The following is a 26066-nucleotide window of genomic DNA, read 5'->3' as shown; positions in this document are numbered from 1 at the left end:
GCGCTGAGTATATCGAATGAGCCCGTTTCACACCCCTTCCTCTATGTCCCACAACGTCCCAGCGCCACGCCCTACCTTAAATAAGGTCTTAGCCCCAGCTTTTGCTACTTTGGCATCCCTGGTGCTGATGACAGGCTGCAGCACGCCTGCCCAGCAGCGTGCAGATGCTGAAATTGCGGCATTAAATGCCCAGGAAATGAAGTCAGGCCAATCAGCTCCACAACCCTATTTAGGTGGTTACAGCCCAACCGATCCACCTAGACTATCGGCTGATATGGGTTATGACCCACTAAACCCAGAGCTATCTGAGACCGTGGGTGTGCCATTCCTGTCCTTCCTCATTATTGAGCCGGACCCCATCACTAAAAATGCAGTGCCATCCGATGTGGAAAAACTCATCAAGGCACGCAAATATCAAGACGCAGTTACTCAAATCAATGTGGATCTCAAGAAAACTCCACGTAATGTGCAATTACGTTTTGTAAAAGCGCGTTTACAAATTGAGATGCGCCAATTTGACCAAGCTAAAAAGACTTTGATTGAAATTACCCAGCAGTTTCCTGAATTGCCCGAGCCTTACAACAACCTTGCAGCGATTGCCGCCAATCAAGGCCAGTGGATTGAAGCAAGAGATTATTTAGAGCTAGCTTTAAAGCTGCGTCCCACCTATGCCATTGCCTCAGCCAATTTGGGTGAGATCTATATTCGCCTCGGTGCCCAAGCGTATGAAGATGCTGCGAAAAATGCAACGTTGAATCAGCGTCAGTACTCCAATCGTGCTAAAGCGCTACTGGATGTGTTGAAGCCCTCTGCAAAGCGCCCTGTTAATCGCACCCTCAATTCTGCAGATTCTCTGCCAAGTAACAACCCATCCACCAACCTTCCAGAAAGTAGACCAAATAATGGCGAAAGTACTCTTAAAAACCAATAAGGGCGATATCACCCTCACTCTTGATGCAGCTAAGGCACCTAAAAGTGTTGCCAACTTTTTGCAATACGTAAAAAGCGGTCATTATGATGGCACGATTTTTCATCGCGTCATTGATAACTTTATGGTTCAAGGCGGCGGCATGACTGCTGGCATGAAGCAAAAGCCAACTGGTGCAGAAATTGAAAACGAAGCCAATAACGGCCTCAAGAATGATCGCTACACCGTAGCTATGGCCCGTACTAGCGACCCACATTCTGCTACGGCTCAATTCTTCATTAACGTGAATGACAATGATTTCTTGAACCACACCGCTCAGAATGCTCAAGGCTGGGGCTACGCGGTTTTCGGCAAAGTCACTGACGGCATGGATGTTGTTGACACCATTCGCAAAGTAAAGACTGGAAGCTCTGGCTTTCATCAAGACGTTCCAGCTGAAGATGTTGTTATCGAGAAGGCTACTGTTCTCGAGGAATGATCCCGCAACACGCGAGCGCACTGCTCATATCGGATCTACACCTGACGCCGTCAATGCCCTTGACGGCGCAACGCTTTTTCGACTTCTGTGAAAAAGAAGCCCCTAAAGTCGAGGCTGTATTTATTTTGGGTGACTTATTTGAATATTGGGTTGGTGACGATGCATCCGCATCCTCACCTTTTCAACAGGAAGTTCAGCGTGCTATCGCCAATCTTTCCACCAAAGTAAAAACATATTACTTGCATGGCAATCGAGATTTTTTAATCGGCAAAAGTTTTATTAAAAAGACTGGCATGACGCTCTTGTCTGATCCAACTATTGTTGAGATCGCTGGACAAAAATGGGCCTTAGCCCATGGCGACGCTTTATGTACCGCAGACCTTGGCTACCAGGTATTTCGTAGCTTTGTTAGAAAACCTTGGATTCAAAAACTGTTTTTAACTCTGCCACTCAATTGGCGCAGAGGTGTTGCTCAGCATCTTCGTAGCAATAGCCATAGCCAATATCAAACGCAGCAACGCTCCGCCTCCAGTCAACTCAAAATGGATGTCACACGAGCAGCTTGTGCTGCTGTATTGAAAGATCAATCTGTAGACAGATTAATTCATGGGCATACCCACTTACCAGCGCATCATGAGGAATCTTTAGATACCCAGGCTTGGCAGCGCTGGGTTTTATCTGATTGGGATCTCGATCATCCTGAGAGCCTTCACCCTAGGGCAAGCGCTCTGCTCATCGATGGCGCGGGAGTGCGCTATCTGGACCTCATTAAGCACTAAGCGCTACGGGTCTCTCAGATCGAGAGATGTCTATTAAGAAGCTGAGTATTTAGAGAGTGACTGAACCATCTGCGCAAAGATGCGTGGATTAGCCGCCATGACTTCACCACTCTTCAGAAAGCCTTCTTCGCCACGATAGTTGCCGATCAATCCGCCCGCTTCAGTGATTAACAAAGCACCGGCAGCCATATCCCATGGCTTGAGATCGCTCTCAAAAAATCCATCGTAACGACCAGCTGCCACATAAGCCAAATCCAATGATGCAGCGCCTGGGCGACGTAAGCCAGCGCATTGACGTGACATCTCAGCAAAGATTTTCAAATACTTTTCTAAGTCTTGGTCTTCGCGATACGGAAAACCAGTACCGAGTAAAGCATTTGCTAAACGATCTTGCGTAGCTACGCGCAAACGCCGGCGGTCCAAATACGCGCCCGCACCACGAGTAGCGGTAAACAACTCATCACGTGTTGGGTCATAAACGACAGCTTGTTGAGTGACGCCATTCACTGCCAGCGCAATCGAAACCGCATACTGCGGAAAGCCATGAATGAAATTGGTTGTGCCATCCAGTGGATCAATGATCCAAACGTTTTCTGCGTCCGCATTGTGCGCGCCTGTTTCTTCAGCCAAAAATCCATGAGTTGGATAAGCTTCGCTCAGCGTTTCAATGATGGCCGCTTCTGCGGCTTTGTCCACCTCGGTGACGAAATCGTTGTGTTGCTTACGGTCAACCTGCAAGCGCTCCAAATTCAAAGAAGCACGATTAATGACTGTTCCTGCGCGACGGGCGGCCTTGACGGCCACATTTAACATGGGATGCATAGTATTGATGGACAAATTAAATAAGAACAAGCTCCTTGTAATGCCTGCAAAAAGGTAAATTGCATGACAATACGAAGCTAACAGACTGATTCTAAACGATTAGCGTCCATTACCTCCTATAAACATTCCCATTGGCATTGATGAATATCGACAAATCTGAATTACTACGCTGGGTTTTAGTCGAAACCAGTCACCCAGGAAACGTGGGTTCTGCTGCTCGCGCCCTTAAAACCATGGGCTTTAGCGACCTGCGCCTCATCAACCCTAAGATCAAAGGCGTAGCAAAAAATGCTGATGCAATCGCTCTAGCCAGCGGTGCAGCCGATATCCTTGAATGCTCTTCAGAAAGTAGCTCTTTAGCCTCTGCAGTAGAGGGCTGCTCCCTTGTTTTGGGCTTAACTAGCCGCGATCGAGAGTTTGGCCCACCGGCCTTAGACTGGCAGAGTGCTAAAGCCCTGATAGCCGATACGGCATCAAGAGGAGGCCAAGTTGCCCTACTCTTTGGTCCAGAAAGAACCGGCCTGGATAACGATCATTTGGCCTTATGCACCCATAGAGTCTGGTTGGACGCCAATCCAGACTACCCATCTCTTAATCTGGCCCAAGCAATCATGGTCTGCGCCTATGCCCTCAGAGAAACGCTCACCCTGGATTTAGGGGGGCGTAATGCCTTGGCTAGCCGAGAAAAAATGGCTGAATTTGCCGATCCCGCAGCCGTGGCAGCCATGGTGGAGCATTGGCGTGAAGGTCTGGAGGCCATTGGCTATTTAGACCCAGCCAACCCTAAGAAGCTGATGCCACGTATTCAAGCTCTATTTGCCCGTAGCCGCCTTCATAAGGAAGAGATTGATCTGCTCCGCGGCATTGCAAAACAGATGCTCCTGAGAAAATAAGCGCATCCCGTTAAAATCAGAATATGTCAAATCCCTTCTTCGACCAAGTCGACTCCATTATTGCCAGAGATCCAGCAGCCCGAAATCGTCTCGAGGTCATTACTTGCTACCAAGGTCTGCATGCAGTTTGGTTGCATCGCATCTCCCATTTTCTGTGGAACCTTGGTCTGAAATGGATCGCTCGTGTGCTGTCCATGTTTGCGCGCTTTTTCACGGGCATTGAAATTCATCCTGGCGCAAAGATTGGTCGCCGAGTATTTCTGGATCATGGGCTTGGCATCGTGATTGGTGAGACCACTGAAATTGGTGATGACTGCACGATTTACCAAGGCGTTACTTTAGGGGGCACCTCACTCTATAAAGGCGTCAAACGTCATCCCACTTTGGGTAAAGGTGTTGTGATCAGCGCTGGCGCAAAAGTTCTCGGTGGATTCACGGTGGGCGACGGAGCACGTGTTGGATCCAATGCCGTAGTGTTAAAAGAAATTCCTGCGGGAGCTACCGCAGTGGGTATTCCTGCACGTATATTGCATCCAGACTTGCCGCAAAGCGCTGAAAGCAAAACTAAGGAATACTTTTCTGCTTATGGTGTTACACCAAATGTAGATGATCCTGTATCGATGGCGCTGAAAGGTTTAATCGATGCCACAATCGAACAGGAAGCCAAGATTGCAGCACTAGAAAAGGCTCTAGCCAAGTTATGCAATACGCCTGCAGGCGCTGATGCTGAAGGCTCTAGCGATACTAAACGCGACCTAGATGCCATCAAAGAGTGGCTGAGGGAGTAGTGCTGCGGGGTTAGCGCTTAGAAATCACGCAGAAGAAATGATGCAAAGAAAAAGGAATAGCATGCTATTCCTTTTTTGCACCAGTTTGGTTTTGAATTAATGCAGAGTACGTGGGCCAGTACTGTCACCACCTACTGCGCCACCTGGAAATTCTTCATCTTCATCATCATCGCCATCATCATTAGGCATCCCAAATGAAAAACTTTCGCCGCCTTCTGGATGGCGATTTTCAATTTCATCCTCAGTAGCCGCGCGAACATCTTCAACTTGAACCCAAAAACGCAATGCCATGCCTGCTAGCGGATGATTGCCATCTAACACGACCTGACTATCTGCAACATCGGTAACGGTGTAGATTAAAGGCTCATCATCCTCAGGATCACCTACAACCGCATCCTCTTCCGCATCCGGCACGCCTTCAAACTGCATCCCAACTTCTAAGGGCTCAGGAAAACGCGCACGGGGCTCGATCTTTAAGAGCTCAGGATCGTATTCACCAAAAGCTTCATTGGGTTCGAGCTGAATCGTGGCCTCATAACCAATATCTTGGCCATCAAGTAGAGTCTCGATTTTAGGAAAAGTACCTTCATAACCACCGTGCAGGTATACCATCGGAGAATCAGGTTCCTCGATGACATTATTTTGCGCATCGGTTAACTTATAGCGAAGGGATACGATGGTATTTTTTTCAATCTTCATGCGGAATTTGTCGAACATTCGTTTTTAATCAGTTTCTAAACAGCTTTTTACTTTATGACCTCATTTTACTTGAGCAAACCCTATGAGCCACCCCAGGCCCCTGCAAAGCTTCCTTTAGGTGAGCCCTGGGCCTTGTTTGGGGGGATTAGCCCGGACCAGTTCATGGCGCGATATTGGCATAAAAGGCCCCTGCTCATCCGTGGGGCGATTCCGGCATTCGCCCTTTCGGCTCAGCATGGAGAACCCCTAGATAGCCCCATTCCCACCAAAGAGTTGCTGAAATTCGCCCTGCAAGATGAGGTAGAAGCCCGCCTGGTTAAATCCAATCCCTGGAGTTTTGATAGCGGACCGCTTTCTAAAAAGGCAATTCCATCTAACGACAAGCCTAACTGGACCTTACTACTTCAAGGAATGGAAGCACATCACCCAGCAGCCTCAAAAATCCTGTCGTGGTTCCGCTTTATTCCCGATGCGCGATTAGATGACCTAATGGTTAGCATTGCCGGTGTTGGGGGCGGCGTTGGCCCTCACTTTGATTCTTATGACGTCTTCTTGATACAAATGTCTGGCAGAAGACAGTGGAAAATTTCAGAGCAAAAAGATCTGAGCCTGAACCCCAATCTGCCGCTAAAAATTCTACGTAACTTTAAACCCGAACAAGAATGGACTCTTGAGCCTGGCGATATGCTGTATTTACCGCCACATGTTGCCCATGATGGCATTGCGCTGGATGCGGGTTGCCAAACATGGTCAGTTGGATTTCGCTCGCCCAGCTTTAAAGAGTTGCTACAAGAAGGTTTATGGCGCTTAGCAGAATCCTTGGAAGAGATTCCCGCGCTAGAGAATAAGTTTGCAGACCCCAAACAAGGTGCGACTCATACTGCGGAGCAATTACCGGAAGAGCTTATCAAGCAACTAGAAACAAAACTCAAGGAGCTGAAATTAGACCAAATTGATGGATTTCTACCTGGCATTACCGCCTACCTATCAGAACCCAAACAACAAGCTCTTTTTGATGCTCCAGATAAACCCCTAAGGCCCCAAGAATTCCTTAGGAAACTTGGGTCTAGCAGGCTTCTCCCCCATCCGCAAACCCGCATTTTGAGTCTTGGTAAGCAGGTGTATTGCAATGGGGAATCCATGACTCTGGGACAAGCCCCCGATATTCTCTTGGCCTGGCAGACACTCTCAGCTCGAAAAGAACTCAGCGCGGGCAGACTTAAACATCTTGATCAATCCAGTCTTTATGAGGCTTATTTGGCAGGATGGGTGGTTTTTGAACACTGAATACGGAGATGGATATAATAATTCCTGGAAACTACTTAGGGGCAATCCCTTGGTACATCCAAAGAACAATTACCGGTAATTGTTATTAATTTTTTAAAGGAAATTACAAATGAAGAAGTCACTCGTATTCGCTGCTATGTTAGCAATCGCCTTGGCCGCTTGCGGAAAAAAAGAAGAAGCAAAACCTGCTGAAGCTCCTGCTGCTGCTCCAGCTGCTCCTGCTGCTGAAGCTCCTGCTGCTGCTCCAGCTGCTCCTGCTGCTGATGCTAAGAAGTAATCTTCTTCATGAAGAAAAAAAGCCGCTGAAAAGCGGCTTTTTTATTGACTTTAAAAAACTACTACTTAGTTAGCTGCTCCGTTAGCAAAGTCAGCAATTGGTAACCAGCAGGCGTATTTTCTGGTTTGCCATCTGCATTCTGTACATAGACATTTGCAGAATTCTCACCAGTACTCTTCACAAGCACCTGATATTTTTTAGCTTTCATTCCCGAGTCATCTTTACTGCTAAAGAGATTAGAGAAGAAGCCTTTGGTGTCTCCTAAGTCTTTAGGATTCACATAGCGGACGTAGTAAACGCCACTGGAGCGATTGCGATCTTCAACCGTGAAATTAGAACGATCTAGGGCTAAGCCCACATCACGCCAAGAACGATCAAAGCCTGCGCTGAGCTCGATATGAGCTTGGTTTGCGCCTTCTTGCACAAACTTCGCTTTAGGTGTCTTAGGACCAAGAGGCGCAGCGACCATTGCTTTTGCTTGCTCTTGACTCATGCCTAAACGCTCCATCAAGCGCGCCAAAAATACCGCTTCTAATTCTGGGTCATTAGGACGAGGTGTCCAGATGGTTGACAAACAAGCGCCAGTGGTATCGGTCGTACATTTCTCAATCGCACCGCGTTGAGTAATGTAAATCTCTGTCTCACCGGGCTTAGAAACTTCTAAACGTGTTTTATATTTATCACGCTCACCAGTGTCATAGATCGTATCTAATGCGCCACCAATCGTAGAGCGAATCCAATCTTGCGCAATCTTCGCGCGATTTTCTGCCCAGTCGGTTTCCATGATGCCGGTGGAAGGAGAATCTATCACTAGCAAGAAACCGTTCTCTTGCCAAAAATCTTTTACCTGTGGATAGAGCTCAGGAGCTGGTTTTTCAACTACCAACCAACGACGCTCACCATCACGAGCAATACGCATACCAGGAATACCTGTCATGACATTACTGCGCATCTGTGATGATTTCTTAACGGCAGCATTGTATTCAGACATCGTCGCTGCGCCATCCTGAACGATGTAGCGACGATCAGCCTGTGCCGTGATCAAGTCGGGAGGGTATGTCAAATTAGGGCCGCGCACAGCGCCTGCGCTCTTGTAATCAACCGTATCACTACTAGTAACTGACTTACAAGCAGTCAATACAGCGGAGCCGATAACGATTAAGGCCAAAATCGATAAATATCGACGGGATAGTTGGAGCAAATTCATCATAATAGATTGGCCTGTTTTAACGCTGCCTTTAAAGGCTCACGCAAGGAATTGCTTAAAGGTGTTAATGGCAAACGAATGCCAGCAGTAATCTTGCCCATTTCGTGTAATGCCCACTTCACTGGGATTGGGTTAGCCTCTGTAAACATGGCTTTATGAACTGCGATCAATTGATATTGGATTTCACGGGCTCTCTTCACGTCATCAGACATGGCAGCTACGCAGAGCTCATGCATCAAACGTGGCGCAATATTAGCGGTGACGGAAATATTACCTTTGCCACCCATCAACATCAACATGGCAGCCGTGAGATCGTCGCCAGAAAATACTGAAAAGTCTTGATGGCCAGCACGCTTGAGATCATTAATCAATAAGGTGCCGCGCTCCAAACTGCCTGTGGCCTCTTTAATACCAATAATGCCTGGCACGCCTGCTAAACGGACCACAGTCTCGCCAGCCAAGTCAGCAACCGTTCTACCGGGAACGTTATACAAAATCACCGGCAAATCCACAGACTCAGCAATCTTTTTAAAGTGCGCAAACATGCCATCTTGTGTTGGCTTGTTGTAATACGGCACTACCTGCAAGCTGGCATCGGCGCCAACCTGTTTTGCAAATTGAGTTAATTCAATCGCTTCAATCGTAGAGTTGCCACCAGTCCCAGCAATCACTGGAATACGTCCCGCAATCTGCTCCACTGTCACGCGAATGAGCTCACAATGTTCTTCAACAGAAACTGTTGGGGACTCACCGCTAGTGCCAACAATGACAATGCCGTCAGTACCTTCAGATACATGCCAATCCAGCAAGGAACGCAAGCTAGCGTAATCCAAGCTGCCATCTTCGAACATGGGAGTCACGATAGCCGGCATACTGCCAGCAATGGGCTTTTTGCTACCTTTGGAATGAGCTGTATTTGTCACCGAATATGCACCGATTTTTAGCTGTCTTAACCCTGAAATTGTAACGGAATGCGCTGTTTTAGCTCACCTTTTACCGCGCACAGGCGCTGAACCATAGCTGGTTTGGGTTGATCTACGTAAATATCCTCATAAGCAGCTACCTTAAGCCCATAACAAGAGGCAAAAGCGAGCAATTCCCCTGGATTTAGCAGGAAATTGGGGTTGGATGGCTTACCAAAATCCTCATTTCCCAGGGCGAATGTTTCGTAGATCAAAACACCACCTATTTGTAGCATTTTGGCTAATTGCTCGAGGTGTGGACGATAGAGGTAGTTGGTCACTACAATCGCGCTGAACTCAGAGCCCTTCAGGGGCCAATCTGCCTCTTCAAGATTCAGGCATTTTGGGGTGACCAAGGGATTGGCAAGAGACCTTACTGCCGTGACATCCTGGTCAACTGCTAGCACCTCATGACCCAAGCCGGCCAGTAACTCAGAGTGTCTTCCTGAGCCGCAAGCCAAATCCAACACCACCCCACCCTTTGGAATCAGAGGTGCAAATCTCCTTACCCAAGGAGAGGCATGCAGAATAGCATCATGCGAACTAGGCAAGATTAGAGCTCAATCGTAAGCAAGGCCCATTGCTTCGCGAACCTCACGCATGGTTTCCTGAGCAACCTTACGTGCCTTGTCGCAACCATCGGCAATGATGGAACGGAGCAAGCTAGGGTCATCCAGATACTTCTGCGCACGCTCGAACATCGGCTGCTGCTCTGCAAGAATCGAATCAATCACGGGTTGCTTGCATTCGAGGCAGCCAATACCAGCTGATTTACAGCCTTTATCTACCCATTGTTTTGTTTCTTCATTGGAGTAAACGGTATGCAATTGCCAAACTGGGCAACGCGCAGGATCGCCAATGTCTGTTCTACGAACACGCGCAGGATCTGTTGGCATCGTGCGAATCTTTTTAATCACATCTTCCGGATTTTCGCGAATGCTAATGGTGTTGCCATAAGACTTGGACATCTTCTGACCATCAATACCAGGCATGCGTGATGCTGTTGTCAGCAATGCTTGCGGTTCAGGCAGAATAATTTTGCGAGCCCCCTCAAGGAAACCAAAGAGTCTTTCTCGGTCGGCCATGGATAGACTTTGAGCTTCTTGCAATAAAGCCTTTGCTTGCTCTAATGCCTCATCATCACCACGCTCTTGAAAGGCAACACGTAATTCCGCATACATCTTTGCGCGCTTGCTGCCTAATTTTTTAACTGCTTCTAAAGCTTTTTCTTCAAAGCCTGGTTCACGTCCGTAAAGATAGTTAAAGCGACGCGCTACTTCGCGGGTCATCTCTACGTGTGGGACCTGGTCTTCACCCACCGGTACCAACTGTGCGCGATACATCAATATGTCAGCCGCCTGCAGCAATGGATAGCCCAGGAAACCATAAGTTTGGAGATCTTTTTCTTTCAGTTTCTCAATTTGATCTTTGTAGGTCGGTACCCGCTCAAGCCAACCCAATGGGGTTCCCATAGAGAGCAATAGAAAAAGTTCAGCATGCTCAGGCACTTTGCTCTGAATAAATAAAGTTGCTTGGTTTGGATCAACACCCGTTGCTAACCAATCAATCACCATATCCCATACAGACTGTTCAATCACATCTGGAGTCTCGTAATGGGTAGTTAAGGCATGCCAATCAGCCACAAAAAAGAAGCATGGGTACTCGGACTGCAAGCGCACCCAGTTCTTTAAAACACCATGGTAGTGACCCAAGTGCAAGCTACCGGTTGGGCGCATGCCAGAGAGAACGCGTTCAGCAAACATCTGTATTCTTTTTCTAAGTGGTTAAGTAATTAAGGAATTAATGGGTCAGTCATTTAATGAAAGGCAGACCATACTGGCGTCAGATGGTCTGGTAAGTGCGGCAAAGTGCCTAAATCAATATGACTTTCGTTTGGATCATGAAAATCTGAACCGCGCGAAGCTAAAAATCCATATTGCTGTGCAATCTTTGCGAATGTTTTGTATTGGTCGGGGCTATGACTACCAGTAATCACCTCAATCGCCAGGCCGCCTATATCCTTAAAGTGTTTATAGAGCTCATCCATTTGCATGGCATTGAGCCTACTGTAGCGACCGGGGTGCGCGATTACAGCCACACCACCTGCCGCCTTAATCCAGCTAACGGCGTTATCTAGCTTGGCCCACTGATGAGGCACATAGCCTGGCTTGCCTTCAATTAAATAATTTTTAAATACATGCTCAGTATTGCGACAGACACCCTGCTCTACCAAGAAACGCGCAAAGTGCGTTCTTGAAATCAAGTCATGATTACCTGCGAAATGCAGTGCACCTTCATAAGCGCCAGGAATGCCCGCCTTGAGTAATTGTTCGGCCATGAGCTTGGCGCGATTACCTCGACCATCACGCGTAAGACGAAGTCCTTCGATGATGCCAGCATGCTCAGCATCAATTCCAAGGCCAACAATATGAATAGTCTCACCCATCCAAGTAACGGAAATTTCTACGCCAGCAAGGTAATCCATCTTTAAAGCACTAGCTGCTTCACGGGCACGCTTCTGACCACCTAACTCATCATGATCAGTCAGGGCCCACAAGTCCACTCCATTGGCTTTGGCACGCTCCGCTAATTGTTCGGGCGTCAAGGTGCCATCAGAAATCACTGAATGGCAATGCAAGTCGGCATTTAGGGGTGAAAAGCTACTCATGACCCTATTTTAGGTCAAGCTGGTATCAATTACCCGGCGCGGCGCATCTAGGTAGTCGCGAGACTGCATCTCAATCAAACGGGAGACGGTTCGTGAGAATTCGGCCGTAATTTGACCTTCAGTGTACAAATCTGGGGCTGGGACCTCAGCAGACATGATTAACTTAATCTTGTGGTCATATAAAACATCAATAAGCCAAATAAAGCGGCGGGCTTCATTGGTCATTTTTGGGGGCATATAAGGTACCCCAGACAAAATTACCGTATGAAACTGATTAGAGATTTCCAGATAATCATTTTGTGAGCGTGGGCCGCAACACAAAGTTTTGAAGTCAAACCAAACGACACCATCAGCCATGTGAAGTGGTCGCAATTCACGAGACTCAATATTGAGGATTGGATTACGCGCCTCCTTTTGATTGCCAATCAAGGTTTGAAACATTTGCCCGAGGATGACTTGTGTTTCAGCATTCACTGGCGTGAGATAAGCCTCTACTTGCGCCATTTGGACACGACGGTAATCATTGCCCGCATCTACGTTCAAAATATCGAGCTTCTCTTCCAACAGCTTTATAGCCGGAAGCAATCTATCGCGATGCAAGCCATTGGGATAGAGTTGGTCTGGTCGATAGTTAGAGGTCATCACGAACTGCACGCGATCGGCAAAGAGTGCGCTGAGTAAGCGATAGAGAATCATTGCATCGGCGATGTCATTAATATGAAACTCGTCAAAACAAATGAGGCGATAACGGCTTGAAATACGCTTAGCAAGCTCATCAAGCGGGTCCGCCATCCCTGACAGCTCATGCAATTCACGATGCACTTCACGCATGAACTCATGAAAATGAATGCGGATTTTCTTTTCTAATGGTGAGGCCGCATAAAAGCAGTCCATTAAAAAAGACTTGCCACGACCCACCCCACCCCACAAGTAAATGCCGCGAGGGAGAGTTGGTTTAAAAATCTTTTTCTTTAAGGTATTGCTACGGATTTCTTTGTAAGCAATCCATTCGTCTTCACATTTCTGAAGACGTTCTACAGCACAAAGCTGCGCGGGATCGCTCTGATACCCGCGCGTCTTTAACTCTTGCTGGTAAAACTCAATGGCTTTCAATTACATATTTAATGCACGTGAGTCTGTCGCCAATGCTGCTTCGCGCATCACTTCAGACAAACTTGGATGTGCATGACAGATACGAGCAATATCTTCTGCTGCTGCTTTAAATTCCATCGCAACCGCTGCTTCGGCGATTAAGTCAGAAGCATTGGCACCGATGATGTGTACGCCAAGAATCTCATCAGTCTTAGCATCAGCCAACACCTTGATGAAACCATCAGCACGACCCATGCCTAATGCACGGCCGTTAGCAGCAAATGGGAACTGACCTGCTTTGTAAGCAACGCCCGCCTCTTTGAGTGCTTGTTCAGTTTTACCTACCCATGCAATTTCAGGATCAGTGTAAATAACCCAAGGAATACAGTTGTAATCAATATGGGGTTTTTGTCCGGCAATCACCTCGGCAACCAAGACACCTTCATCTTCTGCTTTGTGGGCCAACATTGGACCACGCACTACGTCACCAACAGCATAAACGCCGGGCGCTGCAGTAGCACAAGTGTGGTCATCAATTGGGATGAAGCCACGCTCATCCACTTTGAGGCCAATCTTGTCCAGGCCTAATTTATCTGTGTTTGGTACACGACCAACGGAAACAATTAAGCGCTCGCATTCCAACTTAGCGGCTTTACCAGCGCTATCGGTGTAATTAACCACTACACCCTTCTTGTCAGCTTTAACATCGCCAATCTTCACGCCAGTATTGATACTCAAGCCTTGCTTGGCAAACAGTTTTTGGGCTTCTTTAGCAATGCCGATATCGCAAGCACCCAAGAATGAAGGCATTGCCTCAAGCACCGTGACTTCAGCACCGAGACGACGCCATACAGAACCCAACTCTAAGCCAATCACGCCGGCACCGATGACACCCAATTTCTTAGGGGCGGAGTCAAACTTGAGAGCACCTTCGTTATCGCAGATTAAGACGTTATCAACTGTAATGCCTGGGAGGTGGCGAGCTTTAGATCCAGTTGCAATGATCACATTCTTAGCGGTAACCGTTTCTTTATCTTTGCCATCAATCTTGACTTGATAACCATCAGCGCCTTTGCCTTCAAAAGAAGCGTGGCCTTTTAACAAAGTAATTTTGTTTTTACGGAACAGGTACTGAATGCCACCCGTCATTTTGGTAACGATGTCATCCTTACGAGCGATCATCTTTTTAGAGTCGATGCTGACGGCGCCAACTTTAATGCCATGATCCGCAGCGTGATGGCTTATCTTTTCGAATTCTTCCGAAGATGCCAACAAAGCCTTAGAGGGAATACAACCGACGTTTAGGCAGGTGCCGCCCAAACGTGTCTCACCCTTAGGATCATCATAGGAACTAGATTCAGCACAGGCAACCTTGAAACCGAGTTGCGCTGCACGAATTGCGGCGATGTAGCCACCAGGGCCAGCACCAATTACCACTACGTCAAAAGCTTGGCTCATGATCTTCCCTTCTTACAAATCAAGGAGAAGGCGTGAAGGATCTTCTAAGGCATCCTTCATAGCAACTAAACCAAGCACAGCCTCGCGACCGTCAATGATGCGGTGATCGTATGACAAAGCAAGGTAATTAATTGGGCGCACAACAACTTGACCATTTTCAACAACAGCACGATCTTTAGTTGCATGGATACCCAAAATAGCGGATTGCGGCGGATTAATGATCGGAGTAGACAACATAGAGCCAAATACACCACCGTTAGAGATGGAGAATGTGCCACCAGTCAATTCTTCAATCGACAACTTACCATCGCGAGCTTTAGCGCCGAACTCAGCAATTTTCTTCTCGATGTCAGCCAAATTCATTTGGTCAACGTCACGCAAAATAGGAACTACCAAGCCACGTGGCGAGCTCACTGCGATACCAATATCAAAGTAACCGTGGTAAACAATGTCATTGCCATCAACAGAAGCATTCAAGAGTGGGAATTTCTTTAATGCATGAGTAGCCGCTTTAACAAAGAAGGACATAAAGCCCAACTTCACGCCATGTACTTTTTCAAACTGATCTTTATACTTATTACGCATTGCGATTATCGGAGCCATGTTGACTTCGTTGAATGTAGTCAAGATAGCGTTGTTTGCTTGTGACTCTAGCAAACGCTCAGCAATACGAGCACGCAAGCGGCTCATTGGCACGCGCTCTTCTGGGCGATCGCCCATTGGAACTGGTGCGCTTGGCAAAGCAGCAGATTTAGTACCACCTGCAGATGCATTCAATGCATCGCCTTTAGTGATACGACCATCACGTCCGGAACCTGCCACTTGACCAGCGTCGATATTCTTTTCTGCAAGGATTTTTGCAGCCGAAGGAGCGGCGGCGACGCCAGCTTTAGCAGCAGGAGCTGCTGCTTTCGCAGGAGCAGCTGCAGCGGCAGGAGCTGGAGCAGCTGCAGCAGGAGCGGCAGAGGCAACAGCTGTGCTATCAATTTTCGCGATCAACTGCTCAGCAACTACAGTGCCACCGTCAGCAACAACGATTTCTGTCAAAACACCAGCGGAAGGAGCTGGAACTTCTAGAACAACTTTATCTGTTTCGATTTCGATCAAGATCTCGTCTTGACCTACGGCGTCACCAACCTTCTTTTTCCATTGCAACAAAGTTGCTTCAGCAACTGACTCGGAGAGTTGTGGGACTTTAACTTCGAAAATAGCCATGATTAATCCTGTTTATATGTATGTGTGTATGTTGAGTTGTGAAAACGATTATTTCGTGATCACGTAACCTTTGAGTTTGGCAAACGCCGCATTCAGTAATGACTTCTGCTGTTCTTGGTGGAGATGGGCATAACCACAAGCTGGTGATGCTGATGCAGGACGGCCCGCATAGCCCAACTTCATGCCATCAGACATATTTTCCAAGATGTTGTGCTGAACAAAGAACCAGGCGCCCTGGTTTTGTGGCTCATCCTGACACCACACTACATCTTCCAATTTCGGATACTTCTTCATCTCAGTAGTCAATGCTTTGTGCGGGAATGGATATAACTGCTCTAAGCGAATGATCGCGACATCGGCAATCTTTTTCTCAGCGCGTTGTTTAACCAAGTCGTAATAGACCTTGCCAGAACACATGACCAAACGAGTTACTTGCTTAGCATCAATAGACTCATCACGCTCGCCAATGATGGTTTGGAAACCGCCTTTAGTGAACTCAGACAAAGGTGATGCAGCTTCTTTATTGCGCAACAATGATTTAGGAGTCATCAAGATCAGCGGCTTGCGGAACTGACGAATCATTTGACGACGCAACACGTGGAAGATTTGCGCCGCAGTAGTCGGCTGAATCACTTGCATATTCGTGTCAGCACACAACTGCATAAAGCGCTCAAGACGTGCAGAGGAATGCTCTGGGCCTTGGCCTTCATAACCATGCGGCAACATCATGACCAAACCGTTTGCACGACCCCACTTCACTTCACCAGAGGCGATGAACTGGTCAATAACCACTTGAGCACCGTTAGCGAAGTCGCCGAACTGGGCTTCCCAAATCGTTAAGGTATTTGGTTCCGCAGCGGCATAGCCGTATTCAAATCCGAGTACAGCCTCTTCAGAAAGAATGGAGTCAATCACCACAAATGGTGCTTGATCTTTAGTCACATGCTGGAGAGCAACATAGGTGCCGGTATCCCACTTCTCACGGTTTTGCTCATGCAATACCGCGTGACGATGGGTAAAGGTACCGCGCCCGCTATCTTCACCAGATAAACGAACTGGGTAGCCACTCGCAACCAAGGAAGCGAAAGCCATATGCTCTCCCATGCCCCAGTCAACATTGACCTCGCCACGACCCATGGCAGCACGATCGTTGTAGACCTTAGCAACCAATGGATGCGCCTTGAAGCCTTCGGGAATGGTAGAAATCTTCTCAGCCAAGCGCTTCCACTCGGTTAGTGGAATCGCTGTATCCGCTTCATCAGTCCACTTCTTGTTCAAGAATGGAGACCAATCTACCGCGAACTTGCCTTTGAAGTTACTCAATACAGGATCGGAAGTCTGCCTACCTTCATCCATGGCAGCACGATACTCCTTGACCATAAGGTCACCAGTGCCTGCAGGCAATACGCCTTGAGCCTCTAATTTATCGGCATAGAGCTTACGTGCGCCAGGATGCGCAGCAATGATTTTGTACATCAAAGGCTGAGTCATTGCAGGCGTATCTTGCTCGTTATGACCCAATTTACGGAAGCAAATAATGTCAACTGCAACGTCCTTATGGAACTTCATGCGGAACTCAACAGCCAACTTGGTTGCCAACACTACAGCTTCAGGGTCATCACCATTTACGTGCAATACCGGGGCATCCACAATCTTCATGATGTCGGTGCAATACAAGCTTGAACGCAGATCTCGTGGGTCTGAGGTTGTGAAACCAATTTGGTTATTAATGACGATGTGCATTGTGCCGCCCGTGGAATAACCACGAACCTCTGACATTGCCAATGTTTCTTGCATCACACCCTGACCTGCAATTGCAGCATCACCGTGAACTAACACTGGCATGACTTGTTCGCCCAACATATCACCACGACGCTCCATACGAGCACGCGCAGAACCTTCCACTACTGGGTTGACAATTTCTAAGTGGGATGGGTTAAATGCCAATGACAAGTGAACTGGACCGCCAGGCGTAGAAATATCGCTTGAGAAACCTTGGTGGTATTTAACGTCACCCGCAGGCAATGTTTCTGGACCCTTGTGCTCAAACTCAGCAAACAGGTCTTTTGGCATTTTGCCCAAAGTGTTTACCAACACGTTGAGACGACCGCGGTGGGCCATGCCAATCACAATCTCTTGGATTCCTTTGTTACCAGAGTCGCGAATCAACTCATCCATACAAGCAATGAAGCTTTCACCGCCCTCAAGCGAGAAGCGCTTTTGACCAACATACTTAGCCTGAAGGTAACGCTCCAAGCCTTCAGCAGCAGTCACGCGATCTAAGATATGACGCATCTCATCCACATTAAATTGTGGGGTTGAGCGAATGGACTCTAATTTTTCTTGCCACCACTTCTTAATCTTCTGGTCGGCAATAAACATAAACTCGACACCAATAGTGCCGCAATAGGTTTCGCGCAATGCCTGCAGCAAGTCGCGCAAGGACATTTCGTTTCTACCGAAGAATGTATTACTAGTATTGAAGACGATATCCATATCGCCATCAGTAAAGCCATAGAAAGCGGGATCTAACTCAGGAATATCCTGGCGCTCTGTCCGCTTCAATGGATCTAAGTTTGCCCAGCGATTGCCCACGTTACGATACGCGGCAATTAGCTGCTGAACAGCAACGCGTTTGCGACCCATCTCCGAGTCAGCCGAATCAGAAATTGTTCTGATGGGGCCTTGCTTAGCGCGCTCAGCAAATGAAGCAACAATTGGTGCATGGGCTATGTCGGTTCGAGATGAACCGTCAACAGCAGGAACCTGTTTCACGTTATCGAAATAATCTCGCCAATGATCAGCTACAGAAGCCGGATCGTGCAAGTAGGATTCGTAGAGTTCCTCTACGTAGGGTGCGTTTCCGCCGAAGAGATAGGAGTTATCTCTTTGATCCTGCATCATGATGCTCACCTTTCATCGGGCTTCCCGAATAAAAACTGTGGTTAAAACCATTCGTTACACGGCTCTACCGTTTGGCGAATTGATCTGTGCGAATACTGGTACTACGCCAGTAATTTAACACGAATGACCATTGATACATAAAGGGCTTTCCCTGATTTCACGGGATTTTGGGGTATCTCCCTACAAAAGAGAATTAATAAGAACTTTCCTACCCTGCTTTAAAGGTTTACCGACAGATTCAAATGATTTTGATTTTTATTCTCTAAATCTTCAAACAATTAAATGAAATTAAGGGAAATATGAAATCAATTACCCCAGAAACGGAATATCTCAGCACCCGTCAAAGCGCCAAGGTTTTACAGGTTTCTTTGGGCACCGTGCAGAAAATGGTGGAATTGGGTGAGCTCATTGCCTGGAAAACCCGTGGCGGCCACAGACGTATATTAGCGAGCTCTTTAGAGCAGCAATTACAGCGTAGAAAAAGAGCGATGCGGCAAAAGACCACTCAAAACTGTGTAGCTATGGGGATATTTAGAAGATCTGAGAATGGCCAAGAATTATTAGACTCTATTGCGGATTGGCAACTTAAAGTAGACATGGAAATGTCGGTAGATAGCCTAGAAGGCTTAATGAAGGCCGTCTCCATTGCCCCGGATTTGATCTTTTTAGACGCCCTTATTCCACCTGTAGAACAGGTCCATCTAATCCATTATTTGAGTAAAAACAAGGATACACAGCGCATACCTATTCTAGTAGATGAAGGTTTTATCAAGCTGCATCCTGGCGTAGTTGCACTGGCCGATGAGAATTCTGGCGGCAAACATCCCTTGAGCGAAAGCATCAAACAGGAGCTTGAAAACGGCTTAATTGACTTAAATCCACTCATTATTGGCTACCCTGCAACTAATCCAGAAACCGAGGGAAACTGGCCTCATGGCAGTCGACATGAGCTACTAGAACCCCTATTTGTCGAAGCACTAGCTAGAAAGTGTGCTTAAAGATGAGTAAGGGATAAGAAAGGATATAAAGATAAAGGCCGCTTTAAGCGGCCTTTTATACAAAAGCTGATGTAAAACAGATACTTAGATCAAATAGCTACTGCGATCTCTGCCCTCAATCCACTTTGGCGCCTTACCGCGACCAGTCCAGGTTTCACCTGTGGATGGATTGCGGTACTTAGGAGCCACTTTACCGCCAGAACTCTTTACACCGGCTTTACGGCTAAATAAGTCTGATGCAGTTAATCCATATTGCTCAATGATGACTTTTGCCTTGGCAATGCCATCAGCCTTCTCATGGGCAATTGCCTCTTTAATCTGTTTATCCAACTGCTCGCGTTGGGCTAAAAGTTCTTTATAAGAAGACATATTCTTTTCACTCTCCAAATAATAGGTTGTTTTATATGACTTATATAAGCCATATTAGACTATGATTATATATAATTATTAATCAATCAGGCAATATATATTATTTGAAATAATAAACTATATTTATTAGGGATATATCAGTTCAGCTTAATAAAAGACATAATCTTTATAAATATTATATTTACTTAAACTGATTTTGATTTTCTGAGCATAAAGGTACCACTTGATTTGGCTGTTATCTCCCCCGCTTCATTCATAACAATAGCTTCGCAGTAATTAATCGTCTTTCCTGGCTTCAGGATAGTACCTTCCACCACGATTTTGCCGGTACTTGGGCGCAGAAAACTGACCGACATATCAATGGTCATAGCCCCCAAAGGAACATCAGAGATGCTTCTGGCTGCTGCCCCCATCGCAAAATCCAGTAGCGTCATGATGACGCCGCCATGGGCAATACCAAAGCTATTCTCATACTCAGGCTTAAAGTCTAAGCTAATTCGTGACTTACCTTCTTTCGCATACTCAGGAACTACGCCTAAATGGGCCAAAAAAGGAATCTTGAGACCAAAGTATTCAACAGGTTTTGTATTGCTTGTCATGGAGCTAGTGCTTTTGAGATGGTGGGATTAGTTTGAATGGTCGGGGCGAGAGGATTTGAACCTCCGACCACATGCACCCCATGCATGTACGCTACCAGGCTGCGCTACGCCCCGACGAAATGAAAATTGTATCAGTAACTATTTAGAGAGAATCTGCAGAACAGCTTGCAATTCTTCACGTAGGCGTAGGTCGCCACGAGCTTCATCAAGACGGTTTCTGGCGCCGCTGATGGTAAACCCCTCTTCATAGAGAAGAGAGCGAATCTTTCTGATTAAGACGACTTCGTGATGCTGATAGTAGCGCCGGTTACCACGGCGCTTCTGAGGGCTTAACTGAGAAAACTCCTGCTCCCAATAACGAAGAACGTGTGAACGTACGCCGCAAAGATCAGCAACCTCACCAATTGTGAAGTACCGCTTTGCAGGTATCGGAGGAAGTTGAGAGCTCAGCAGTACTGAGCTAGCATCAAACTCGGTTTTCTCGAGCATGTGACTCCACTACATCTTTAAGCTTTTGACTTGCGTGAAAAGTAACTACGCGTCTAGCTGCAATCGGAATCATTTGACCTGTCTTTGGATTTCGGCCAGGACGAGCCGATTTATTACGCAACTGAAAATTACCAAAGCCGGAGATCTTGACTTCTACACCCGCTTCAAGAGACTGGCCAACACGATCGAAGAATGCATCGATCATATCTTTTGCTTCGCGCTTATTTAGTCCGACTTGATCAAAAAGAGCTTCAGATAGCTCATTCTTAGTAACGGTGTCATTAGAAATCAATTCAGTCATTGTTTGTCTCTTTGGTAACTAATTAATTATTTGATTTATATCTAATACTAAACCTAGCGCAACCGGGCTGCGCACTTTTTCTCAACCGCGCCCAATAAAGCAGTCATTACTGCATCAATTTGGGGATCCTGTAAAGTTTCATTAGGGTTTAACAGGGTTACTCGGAAAGCCAAACTCTTCTCATCATCCGCCATACTGCTTGAACCGGCTTTAGGTTTGAATTCATCAAAGAGCTCAATGTTACGCACAAAATTTTGCTTGCTAGCAGCCATTGCGTCTAACAAGGACTGTGCGGAAACGCCTTGCTTAACCACCAAGGCTAAATCACGTTGCACTGCGGGGAATTTACTCAACTCCTCAGGCACAGGTAAGCCAAGCTCACGAATAGGATTCAAGTCCAATTCAAATAAAACAGGTGCCTGCGGTAACTCGTAAGCCTGTTGCAAGCCGGGGTGAAGCTCACCAATGAGCCCCACTTCAATGCGATTCTTGGCTACAGTCAAGAATATCTTCGCACTGCGACCAGGATGCAAAGCTGGATGTTGCGCAGCTTCAGTTACAAAATGCAAGGGATCTAATACACGCTCAAGATCACCCTTTACGTCGAAGAAATCTACCGCACGGGTTGCGTTAGCCCATTGCTCTGGAACAAATGAACCATAAGCAATGCCGCCCATTTTTTGCGGTTGATGAAAACCAGCTACCTTGCCGGCCTCCTCCTGAACATTGGCATCACGCTTAAATACACGGCCAGTCTCAAACAATCGTACCCGCCCTGCTCCACGATTCAAATTGGCTTTAAGGTTATTTAACAAACCACCCCATAGCGTGCTGCGCATCACACCATATTGGCTGGCAATAGGGTTAAGTACTGCAATGATGTCTTTTTCAGTAGCGCCAGTTAAAAGCTTTTCACTTTCGAGATCCGTGAAACCAAAGTTCACAGCTTCTTGATAACCCTGGAGAGCCAAACGCTGACGCAATAAATGAACGCCGCGTTTTGCTTCTGCTTTAGCACTCATCTTCAATGAGGCTACCGGAGGTTGATCGGGAATGTTTTCAAAGCCGTACATGCGCGCGACTTCTTCAATCAAATCTTCTTCAATTTCAATATCGAAACGATAACTCGGAGGAGTTATGACGAAGACATCACCTTCTTGTTTAAATTCAAAACCGAGGCGCTTGAATACATCAGCAACAACTTCTTCGGTGAGCGGAATACCAATGACTTTTTCCGCCCTAGCCAAACGCATTTTGACCGGCTTACGCTCAGGCACATTCAATACTTGATCGTCTACTGGACCAACTTGACCGCCACATACTTCAACGATCAAAGCGCTCAGATACTCTATACAATTAATGGTGTTTAGCGGATCTACGCCACGCTCAAAACGATGCGCAGCATCAGTACTGAAATTGAAGCGACGGGCACGACCTTGGATGGCCGAAGGCAGCCAATACGCTGCTTCAACATAGATATTCTTGGTGTCATCAGATACAGCGCAATGATTGCCGCCCATGATCCCAGCTAAAGCTACTGGACCAGATTGATCTGCAACCACACCTGCATCTTGCAACTTACCGGCAGAGTCAGGGCCCTGCAAAGTCACAGTCTGACCATTTAATAATTCGAGGGTTTCACCTGCTTTAGCCCAACGAATGGCGATATCGCCATTCAATTTATCGATATCAAACACGTGGGTAGGCTGCCCCATTTCTAACATCACATAGTTAGAAAGGTCCACCAATGCAGAAATACTTCTTTGTCCTGCACGCGATAAACGTTGCACGATCCATTCTGGTGTTTTAGCTTGTGGATTTACACCACGAATCACACGTCCCGCAAAACGGCCACAAAGCTCTTTACTGTCTACAGTGACTTTGCGTTTATCTTCAATGGTTACTGCTGGTGGCGTCCACTTCGGCGCACAAAGTGCAGCGCCAGTAATAGCGGAAACCTCTCTTGCCATCCCCATCAATGAAAGGCAATCAGCTTTATTTGGCGTTAACTTGATGACAAAAATTTGATCATCGAGATCTAAGTATTCACGAATATCTTTTCCAACCGGCGCATCGGCTGGCAACTCTAAGATGCCCTCGTGATCGTCACCAAGGCCAAGCTCTCGACCAGAGCACAGCATGCCTTGGCTTTCTACACCACGCAGTTTGCCAACCTTGATCATGAAAGGCTTGCCACCGGCTTCAGCAGGAGGTAATTCAGCACCAACCATAGCGCATGGAATCTTGATGCCGGCACGCGCATTGGGTGCGCCACAAACAATTTGTAATTCTTGACCTGTACCAGCGTCCACCTTACAAACACGCAAGCGATCTGCATCAGGATGTTGCTCAGCAGATAAGATTTGTGCAATCACAATCTTCGTGAATGCCGGCGCTACGGAATGCCGCTCTTCAACCTCCAAACCGGCCATTGTCATTGCATGACCAAGCGCATCACTATCGAGTGATGGGTTTACATACTGACGAAGCCAAGATTCAGAAAATTGCATAGCGGTATCTAGTAAATGATTTGGTTATGCAGGGAACTGCGCCAAAAAACGCAGATCGTTTTCAAAGAAGAGACGCAGGTCATCCACTCCGTAACGCAACATCGTTAAGCGCTCTAGACCAGATCCAAATGCGAAACCTGTATAACGCTCTGGATCAATACCCATATTGCGCAATACATTCGGATGAACCTGCCCCGCTCCGGAGATCTCCAGCCAGCGGCCGGCAAGCTTGCCGCTACCGAAGGCCATATCTATCTCAGCAGAAGGTTCTGTGAATGGGAAATAAGAAGGGCGGAAACGAACTTGCAATGCATTCGTTTCAAAGAAGGTTCTCAAGAAGTCGGTATAGACACCTTTGAGATCTGCAAATGAGACGCTCTCTGCAATCCACAAGCCTTCAACCTGATGGAACATTGGTGAGTGCGTTGCATCACTATCTACACGATAGGTTCTACCAGGCGCAATCACTTTGATTGGTGGCATTACATCTGCATGAGCGTATTTCTTAACATGTTCACTCGCATAACGGACCTGAATAGGGCTGGTATGCGTGCGCAATAACAAAGGCTTCTCATTGGAATCTTTGCCATCGATATAAAAGGTGTCCTGCATTGAACGTGCAGGATGATTCTCGGGGCTATTTAAGGCGGTGAAATTAAACCAATCGGTTTCAATTTCAGGGCCATCTGCTACATCAAAACCAATCGAGCGGAAGATCTCTTCAACACGCTCCCAGGTGCGCATGACAGGATGCAAGCTACCTACCGCTTGGCCACGGCCAGGCAAGGAAACATCGATGGACTCCGCCGCAAGACGCTGCACCAACACGGCATCAGCCAAAGCTTGGCGACGCTCTTGTAATGCAACTTCTACTTGGGTTTTGATTTGATTAATTTGGGCGCCAGCACTCTTGCGCTCTTCAGGCGACATTGCACCAAGCGCTTTTAAACGCTCAGTGAGAACACCTGACTTACCGAGATACTTGGCTTTCGCGTCCTCTAGAGCTGCCGCATCGGCAGCTCCGAGGAAATCACGTTTAGCATCCTCGACAATGTGGTCGAGAGAAACCATTGCAGCTTAGTTTAGAAAACTAAAATTAAGCTGCAGCGTTTACTACGGATTTGATCCGAGTAACCAAAGCAGCAAAAGCTGCTTTGTCAGCAATGGCCATATCAGAAAGCACTTTGCGGTCGAGTTCGATCGCAGCTTTCTTCATACCATTCATGAATACGCTATAGGTCATGTCATGCTGACGAACTGCCGCGTTGATACGAGCAATCCACAAAGCACGGAATACACGTTTCTTATTGCGACGGTCACGATATGCATATTGACCAGCACGCATAACCGCTTGCTTAGCAATACGGAATACGTTCTTACGACGGCCACGGTAACCTGTAGCAGCATCGGTGATTTTCTTATGACGGGCTCTTGCTGTAACCCCACGTTTGACTCTTGGCATTTATTTCTCCTAATCTAGTCTGAGGTTAAGCGTATGGAAGCATGGAGCGAATTGACTTAACGTCAGCTTTCGCAACTTCGGTAGTACCACGTAAGTGACGCTTATTCTTTGTGGTCTTCTTGGTAAGGATGTGGCGTTTGAAAGCCTGTCCTCGTTTAATCGTTCCGCCTGCGCGAACCGTGAAGCGCTTTTTAGCGCTACTCTTGCTCTTCATCTTGGGCATAAAGCACCCCTTCAATTACTTGTGCAACATAGGTGGTAACCGACGGTTACTCTTCCTGTACCCAGAAGCACTTCAAACTACCGGCGTCTTACGACACCTCACTACACAAGAACCAGGTAGAACCTAGTTACTTAGCCTTACGAATGGGGGCCAAAACCATCACCATCTGGCGGCCTTCCATCTTTGGAAACTGTTCAACTTGACCGTACTCAACGAGGTCCAACTTCAAACGCTCCAACACTCTGACTCCGATTTCTTGGTGGGCCATTTCACGACCCCGAAACCGCAGCGTAATCTTTGTCTTATCGCCATCTTCCAAAAAGCGGATTAGATTGCGTAGCTTTACACCATAGTCACCATCATCAGTACCAGGACGGAATTTCACTTCCTTCACCTGAATGACTTTTTGCTTCAGCTTAGCTTCATGCATCCGCTTGGCTTCTTGGTATTTGAATTTGCCGAAGTCCATGATGCGGACTACAGGTGGCACAGCCGTCGGAGCAATTTCAACCAAATCGGTTTCTTTCTCTTCCGCTAAAGCCAAGGCTTCACTCAACTTAACTACACCGATGGGCTCTCCATCAATTCCAATCAAACGCACTTCAGGAGCAGTAATTTCCCGGTTAATGCGCTGCAATTTTTCAGTAGCGATCTTCTT

The 26066-nt window shown here is 47.0% G+C and carries 28 protein-coding genes and 1 tRNA gene; 8 read left to right on the top strand and 21 right to left on the bottom strand.

From position 1 onward, the window contains the following. Positions 1-43 precede the first annotated feature (43 nt). Genes ICN39_RS06315 through ICN39_RS06305 form a run of 3 tightly spaced genes read left to right on the top strand, consistent with a single transcriptional unit; the run spans position 44 to position 2185 of the window. Complete coding sequence (locus ICN39_RS06315; protein ID WP_255532327.1) at positions 44-931, top strand: tetratricopeptide repeat protein; 888 nt, start codon at positions 44-46, stop codon at positions 929-931. After that, positions 903-1406 carry a peptidylprolyl isomerase gene (locus ICN39_RS06310; RefSeq protein ID WP_216233205.1) on the top strand — a complete coding sequence of 168 codons (504 nt, stop codon included), beginning with the start codon at positions 903-905 and terminating at the stop codon, positions 1404-1406. The genes ICN39_RS06315 and ICN39_RS06310 overlap by 29 nt, the downstream gene beginning before the upstream one ends. Then, entirely contained in the window at positions 1403-2185 is a 783-nt protein-coding gene (locus tag ICN39_RS06305; protein ID WP_216233204.1) for a UDP-2,3-diacylglucosamine diphosphatase, read from the top strand. The genes ICN39_RS06310 and ICN39_RS06305 overlap by 4 nt, the downstream gene beginning before the upstream one ends. Before the next feature lie 33 nt (positions 2186-2218). Here the strand turns inward: ICN39_RS06305 and ICN39_RS06300 are convergent, their stop codons facing one another. Next, positions 2219-3007, bottom strand: a complete 789-nt coding sequence (locus ICN39_RS06300) for an inositol monophosphatase family protein (protein ID WP_216233203.1) — start codon at positions 3005-3007, stop codon at positions 2219-2221. 140 nt (positions 3008-3147) lie between these two features. Between ICN39_RS06300 and ICN39_RS06295 the strand changes: the two genes are divergently transcribed. Next, positions 3148-3900: an RNA methyltransferase gene (locus ICN39_RS06295; RefSeq protein WP_216233202.1), complete on the top strand. Its 753-nt coding sequence runs from the start codon at positions 3148-3150 to the stop codon at positions 3898-3900. A gap of 23 nt (positions 3901-3923) precedes the next feature. After that, positions 3924-4688: a serine O-acetyltransferase gene (cysE, locus tag ICN39_RS06290; protein ID WP_216233201.1), complete on the top strand. Its 765-nt coding sequence runs from the start codon at positions 3924-3926 to the stop codon at positions 4686-4688. A 96-nt stretch (positions 4689-4784) separates the two neighbouring features. Here the strand turns inward: cysE and ICN39_RS06285 are convergent, their stop codons facing one another. Next, complete coding sequence (locus tag ICN39_RS06285) at positions 4785-5387, bottom strand: peptidylprolyl isomerase (protein WP_216233286.1); 603 nt, start codon at positions 5385-5387, stop codon at positions 4785-4787. A 54-nt stretch (positions 5388-5441) separates the two neighbouring features. Here ICN39_RS06285 and ICN39_RS06280 point away from each other — a divergent pair, with 54 nt between their 5' ends. Both ICN39_RS06280 and ICN39_RS06275 read left to right on the top strand, forming a co-directional pair. Then, a complete protein-coding gene (locus ICN39_RS06280) occupies positions 5442-6674 on the top strand; it encodes a cupin domain-containing protein (RefSeq protein WP_216233200.1) in 1233 nt (410 codons plus the stop codon). A gap of 109 nt (positions 6675-6783) precedes the next feature. Beyond that, on the top strand, positions 6784-6951 hold the full coding sequence (locus ICN39_RS06275; RefSeq protein WP_216233199.1) for a hypothetical protein: 168 nt from the start codon (positions 6784-6786) through the stop codon (positions 6949-6951). Positions 6952-7012: 61 nt separating this feature from the next. Here the strand turns inward: ICN39_RS06275 and bamC are convergent, their stop codons facing one another. The 9 genes from bamC to ICN39_RS06230 all read right to left on the bottom strand — a co-directional run bounded on the left by bamC (position 7013) and on the right by ICN39_RS06230 (position 18457). Continuing rightward, on the bottom strand, positions 7013-8161 hold the full coding sequence (gene bamC, locus ICN39_RS06270; RefSeq protein WP_216233198.1) for an outer membrane protein assembly factor BamC: 1149 nt from the start codon (positions 8159-8161) through the stop codon (positions 7013-7015). Beyond that, on the bottom strand, positions 8158-9030 hold the full coding sequence (gene dapA / locus ICN39_RS06265) for a 4-hydroxy-tetrahydrodipicolinate synthase (protein ID WP_216233285.1): 873 nt from the start codon (positions 9028-9030) through the stop codon (positions 8158-8160). Before dapA ends, bamC begins: the two co-directional genes overlap by 4 nt. A gap of 77 nt (positions 9031-9107) precedes the next feature. Then, complete coding sequence (locus tag ICN39_RS06260) at positions 9108-9671, bottom strand: bifunctional 2-polyprenyl-6-hydroxyphenol methylase/3-demethylubiquinol 3-O-methyltransferase UbiG (protein WP_216233197.1); 564 nt, start codon at positions 9669-9671, stop codon at positions 9108-9110. Positions 9672-9680: 9 nt separating this feature from the next. Then, positions 9681-10883, bottom strand: coding sequence for a tryptophan--tRNA ligase (locus ICN39_RS06255; protein ID WP_216233196.1), 1203 nt, complete (start codon positions 10881-10883; stop codon positions 9681-9683). 53 nt (positions 10884-10936) lie between these two features. Beyond that, entirely contained in the window at positions 10937-11788 is an 852-nt protein-coding gene (locus tag ICN39_RS06250; protein ID WP_216233195.1) for a 3',5'-nucleoside bisphosphate phosphatase, read from the bottom strand. Between the two features lie 9 nt (positions 11789-11797). Beyond that, positions 11798-12901 carry a cell division protein ZapE gene (gene zapE, locus ICN39_RS06245; RefSeq protein ID WP_216233194.1) on the bottom strand — a complete coding sequence of 368 codons (1104 nt, stop codon included), beginning with the start codon at positions 12899-12901 and terminating at the stop codon, positions 11798-11800. Further along, the gene (lpdA, locus tag ICN39_RS06240) at positions 12902-14338 is read right to left on the bottom strand and encodes a dihydrolipoyl dehydrogenase (protein ID WP_216233193.1); all 1437 of its coding nucleotides are present in this window, start codon (positions 14336-14338) and stop codon (positions 12902-12904) included. It abuts the gene before it with no gap. 12 nt (positions 14339-14350) lie between these two features. Beyond that, the gene (gene odhB, locus ICN39_RS06235) at positions 14351-15553 is read right to left on the bottom strand and encodes a 2-oxoglutarate dehydrogenase complex dihydrolipoyllysine-residue succinyltransferase (RefSeq protein ID WP_216233192.1); all 1203 of its coding nucleotides are present in this window, start codon (positions 15551-15553) and stop codon (positions 14351-14353) included. Between the two features lie 48 nt (positions 15554-15601). Continuing rightward, positions 15602-18457: a 2-oxoglutarate dehydrogenase E1 component gene (locus ICN39_RS06230; RefSeq protein ID WP_216233191.1), complete on the bottom strand. Its 2856-nt coding sequence runs from the start codon at positions 18455-18457 to the stop codon at positions 15602-15604. Positions 18458-18756: 299 nt separating this feature from the next. Between ICN39_RS06230 and ICN39_RS06225 the strand changes: the two genes are divergently transcribed. Next, entirely contained in the window at positions 18757-19455 is a 699-nt protein-coding gene (locus tag ICN39_RS06225) for an excisionase family DNA-binding protein (protein ID WP_216233190.1), read from the top strand. 84 nt (positions 19456-19539) lie between these two features. Here the strand turns inward: ICN39_RS06225 and ICN39_RS06220 are convergent, their stop codons facing one another. From ICN39_RS06220 to infC, 10 genes are all read right to left on the bottom strand, one after another. Beyond that, on the bottom strand, positions 19540-19824 hold the full coding sequence (locus ICN39_RS06220) for an H-NS family nucleoid-associated regulatory protein (protein ID WP_216233189.1): 285 nt from the start codon (positions 19822-19824) through the stop codon (positions 19540-19542). A gap of 185 nt (positions 19825-20009) precedes the next feature. Further along, positions 20010-20423 carry a PaaI family thioesterase gene (locus ICN39_RS06215; RefSeq protein WP_216233188.1) on the bottom strand — a complete coding sequence of 138 codons (414 nt, stop codon included), beginning with the start codon at positions 20421-20423 and terminating at the stop codon, positions 20010-20012. 37 nt (positions 20424-20460) lie between these two features. Next, positions 20461-20537: transfer RNA gene (locus tag ICN39_RS06210), tRNA-Pro, on the bottom strand. A 24-nt stretch (positions 20538-20561) separates the two neighbouring features. Next, a complete protein-coding gene (locus ICN39_RS06205) occupies positions 20562-20912 on the bottom strand; it encodes a MerR family transcriptional regulator (protein WP_216233187.1) in 351 nt (116 codons plus the stop codon). Continuing rightward, complete coding sequence (locus ICN39_RS06200) at positions 20890-21213, bottom strand: integration host factor subunit alpha (protein ID WP_072582283.1); 324 nt, start codon at positions 21211-21213, stop codon at positions 20890-20892. The genes ICN39_RS06205 and ICN39_RS06200 overlap by 23 nt, the downstream gene beginning before the upstream one ends. A 53-nt stretch (positions 21214-21266) precedes the next feature. After that, entirely contained in the window at positions 21267-23723 is a 2457-nt protein-coding gene (gene pheT, locus ICN39_RS06195) for a phenylalanine--tRNA ligase subunit beta (protein WP_216233186.1), read from the bottom strand. 24 nt (positions 23724-23747) lie between these two features. Next, on the bottom strand, positions 23748-24794 hold the full coding sequence (gene pheS / locus ICN39_RS06190) for a phenylalanine--tRNA ligase subunit alpha (RefSeq protein WP_216233185.1): 1047 nt from the start codon (positions 24792-24794) through the stop codon (positions 23748-23750). Positions 24795-24819: 25 nt separating this feature from the next. Then, entirely contained in the window at positions 24820-25185 is a 366-nt protein-coding gene (gene rplT / locus ICN39_RS06185) for a 50S ribosomal protein L20 (protein ID WP_011902675.1), read from the bottom strand. A gap of 25 nt (positions 25186-25210) precedes the next feature. Then, a complete protein-coding gene (rpmI, locus tag ICN39_RS06180) occupies positions 25211-25408 on the bottom strand; it encodes a 50S ribosomal protein L35 (protein WP_046330084.1) in 198 nt (65 codons plus the stop codon). Positions 25409-25535: 127 nt separating this feature from the next. After that, a complete protein-coding gene (gene infC / locus ICN39_RS06175) occupies positions 25536-26060 on the bottom strand; it encodes a translation initiation factor IF-3 (RefSeq protein WP_215322295.1) in 525 nt (174 codons plus the stop codon). Between the last annotated feature and the right edge of the window lie 6 nt (positions 26061-26066).

This window comes from Polynucleobacter sp. AP-Reno-20A-A9, assembly GCF_018882085.1.
GTDB lineage: Bacteria > Pseudomonadota > Gammaproteobacteria > Burkholderiales > Burkholderiaceae > Polynucleobacter.
The sequence above is the reverse complement of the archived record's forward strand: the minus strand, read 5'-3'. Positions and strand labels throughout refer to the sequence as shown.

Excerpts from the sequence above, each read along its gene's own strand:
- ICN39_RS06300 (WP_216233203.1), bottom strand. The coding sequence starts at position 3,007 with ATGCATCCCATGTTAAATGTGGCCGTCAAGGCCGCCCGTCGCGCAGGA.
- ICN39_RS06280 (WP_216233200.1), top strand. The coding sequence starts at position 5,442 with ATGACCTCATTTTACTTGAGCAAACCCTATGAGCCACCCCAGGCCCCT.
- bamC (WP_216233198.1), bottom strand. The coding sequence starts at position 8,161 with ATGATGAATTTGCTCCAACTATCCCGTCGATATTTATCGATTTTGGCC.
- rplT (WP_011902675.1), bottom strand. The coding sequence starts at position 25,185 with ATGCCAAGAGTCAAACGTGGGGTTACAGCAAGAGCCCGTCATAAGAAA.
- odhB (WP_216233192.1), bottom strand. The coding sequence starts at position 15,553 with ATGGCTATTTTCGAAGTTAAAGTCCCACAACTCTCCGAGTCAGTTGCT.
- ICN39_RS06250 (WP_216233195.1), bottom strand. The coding sequence starts at position 11,788 with ATGAGTAGCTTTTCACCCCTAAATGCCGACTTGCATTGCCATTCAGTG.
- pheT (WP_216233186.1), bottom strand. The coding sequence starts at position 23,723 with ATGCAATTTTCTGAATCTTGGCTTCGTCAGTATGTAAACCCATCACTC.
- ICN39_RS06225 (WP_216233190.1), top strand. The coding sequence starts at position 18,757 with ATGAAATCAATTACCCCAGAAACGGAATATCTCAGCACCCGTCAAAGC.
- dapA (WP_216233285.1), bottom strand. The coding sequence starts at position 9,030 with ATGCCGGCTATCGTGACTCCCATGTTCGAAGATGGCAGCTTGGATTAC.
- ICN39_RS06285 (WP_216233286.1), bottom strand. The coding sequence starts at position 5,387 with ATGAAGATTGAAAAAAATACCATCGTATCCCTTCGCTATAAGTTAACC.
- ICN39_RS06295 (WP_216233202.1), top strand. The coding sequence starts at position 3,148 with ATGAATATCGACAAATCTGAATTACTACGCTGGGTTTTAGTCGAAACC.
- ICN39_RS06215 (WP_216233188.1), bottom strand. The coding sequence starts at position 20,423 with ATGACAAGCAATACAAAACCTGTTGAATACTTTGGTCTCAAGATTCCT.
- pheS (WP_216233185.1), bottom strand. The coding sequence starts at position 24,794 with ATGGTTTCTCTCGACCACATTGTCGAGGATGCTAAACGTGATTTCCTC.
- ICN39_RS06255 (WP_216233196.1), bottom strand. The coding sequence starts at position 10,883 with ATGTTTGCTGAACGCGTTCTCTCTGGCATGCGCCCAACCGGTAGCTTG.
- ICN39_RS06230 (WP_216233191.1), bottom strand. The coding sequence starts at position 18,457 with ATGATGCAGGATCAAAGAGATAACTCCTATCTCTTCGGCGGAAACGCA.
- rpmI (WP_046330084.1), bottom strand. The coding sequence starts at position 25,408 with ATGCCCAAGATGAAGAGCAAGAGTAGCGCTAAAAAGCGCTTCACGGTT.
- ICN39_RS06205 (WP_216233187.1), bottom strand. The coding sequence starts at position 20,912 with ATGCTCGAGAAAACCGAGTTTGATGCTAGCTCAGTACTGCTGAGCTCT.
- lpdA (WP_216233193.1), bottom strand. The coding sequence starts at position 14,338 with ATGAGCCAAGCTTTTGACGTAGTGGTAATTGGTGCTGGCCCTGGTGGC.
- ICN39_RS06220 (WP_216233189.1), bottom strand. The coding sequence starts at position 19,824 with ATGTCTTCTTATAAAGAACTTTTAGCCCAACGCGAGCAGTTGGATAAA.
- cysE (WP_216233201.1), top strand. The coding sequence starts at position 3,924 with ATGTCAAATCCCTTCTTCGACCAAGTCGACTCCATTATTGCCAGAGAT.
- ICN39_RS06310 (WP_216233205.1), top strand. The coding sequence starts at position 903 with ATGGCGAAAGTACTCTTAAAAACCAATAAGGGCGATATCACCCTCACT.
- ICN39_RS06200 (WP_072582283.1), bottom strand. The coding sequence starts at position 21,213 with ATGACTGAATTGATTTCTAATGACACCGTTACTAAGAATGAGCTATCT.
- ICN39_RS06305 (WP_216233204.1), top strand. The coding sequence starts at position 1,403 with ATGATCCCGCAACACGCGAGCGCACTGCTCATATCGGATCTACACCTG.
- ICN39_RS06275 (WP_216233199.1), top strand. The coding sequence starts at position 6,784 with ATGAAGAAGTCACTCGTATTCGCTGCTATGTTAGCAATCGCCTTGGCC.
- ICN39_RS06315 (WP_255532327.1), top strand. The coding sequence starts at position 44 with ATGTCCCACAACGTCCCAGCGCCACGCCCTACCTTAAATAAGGTCTTA.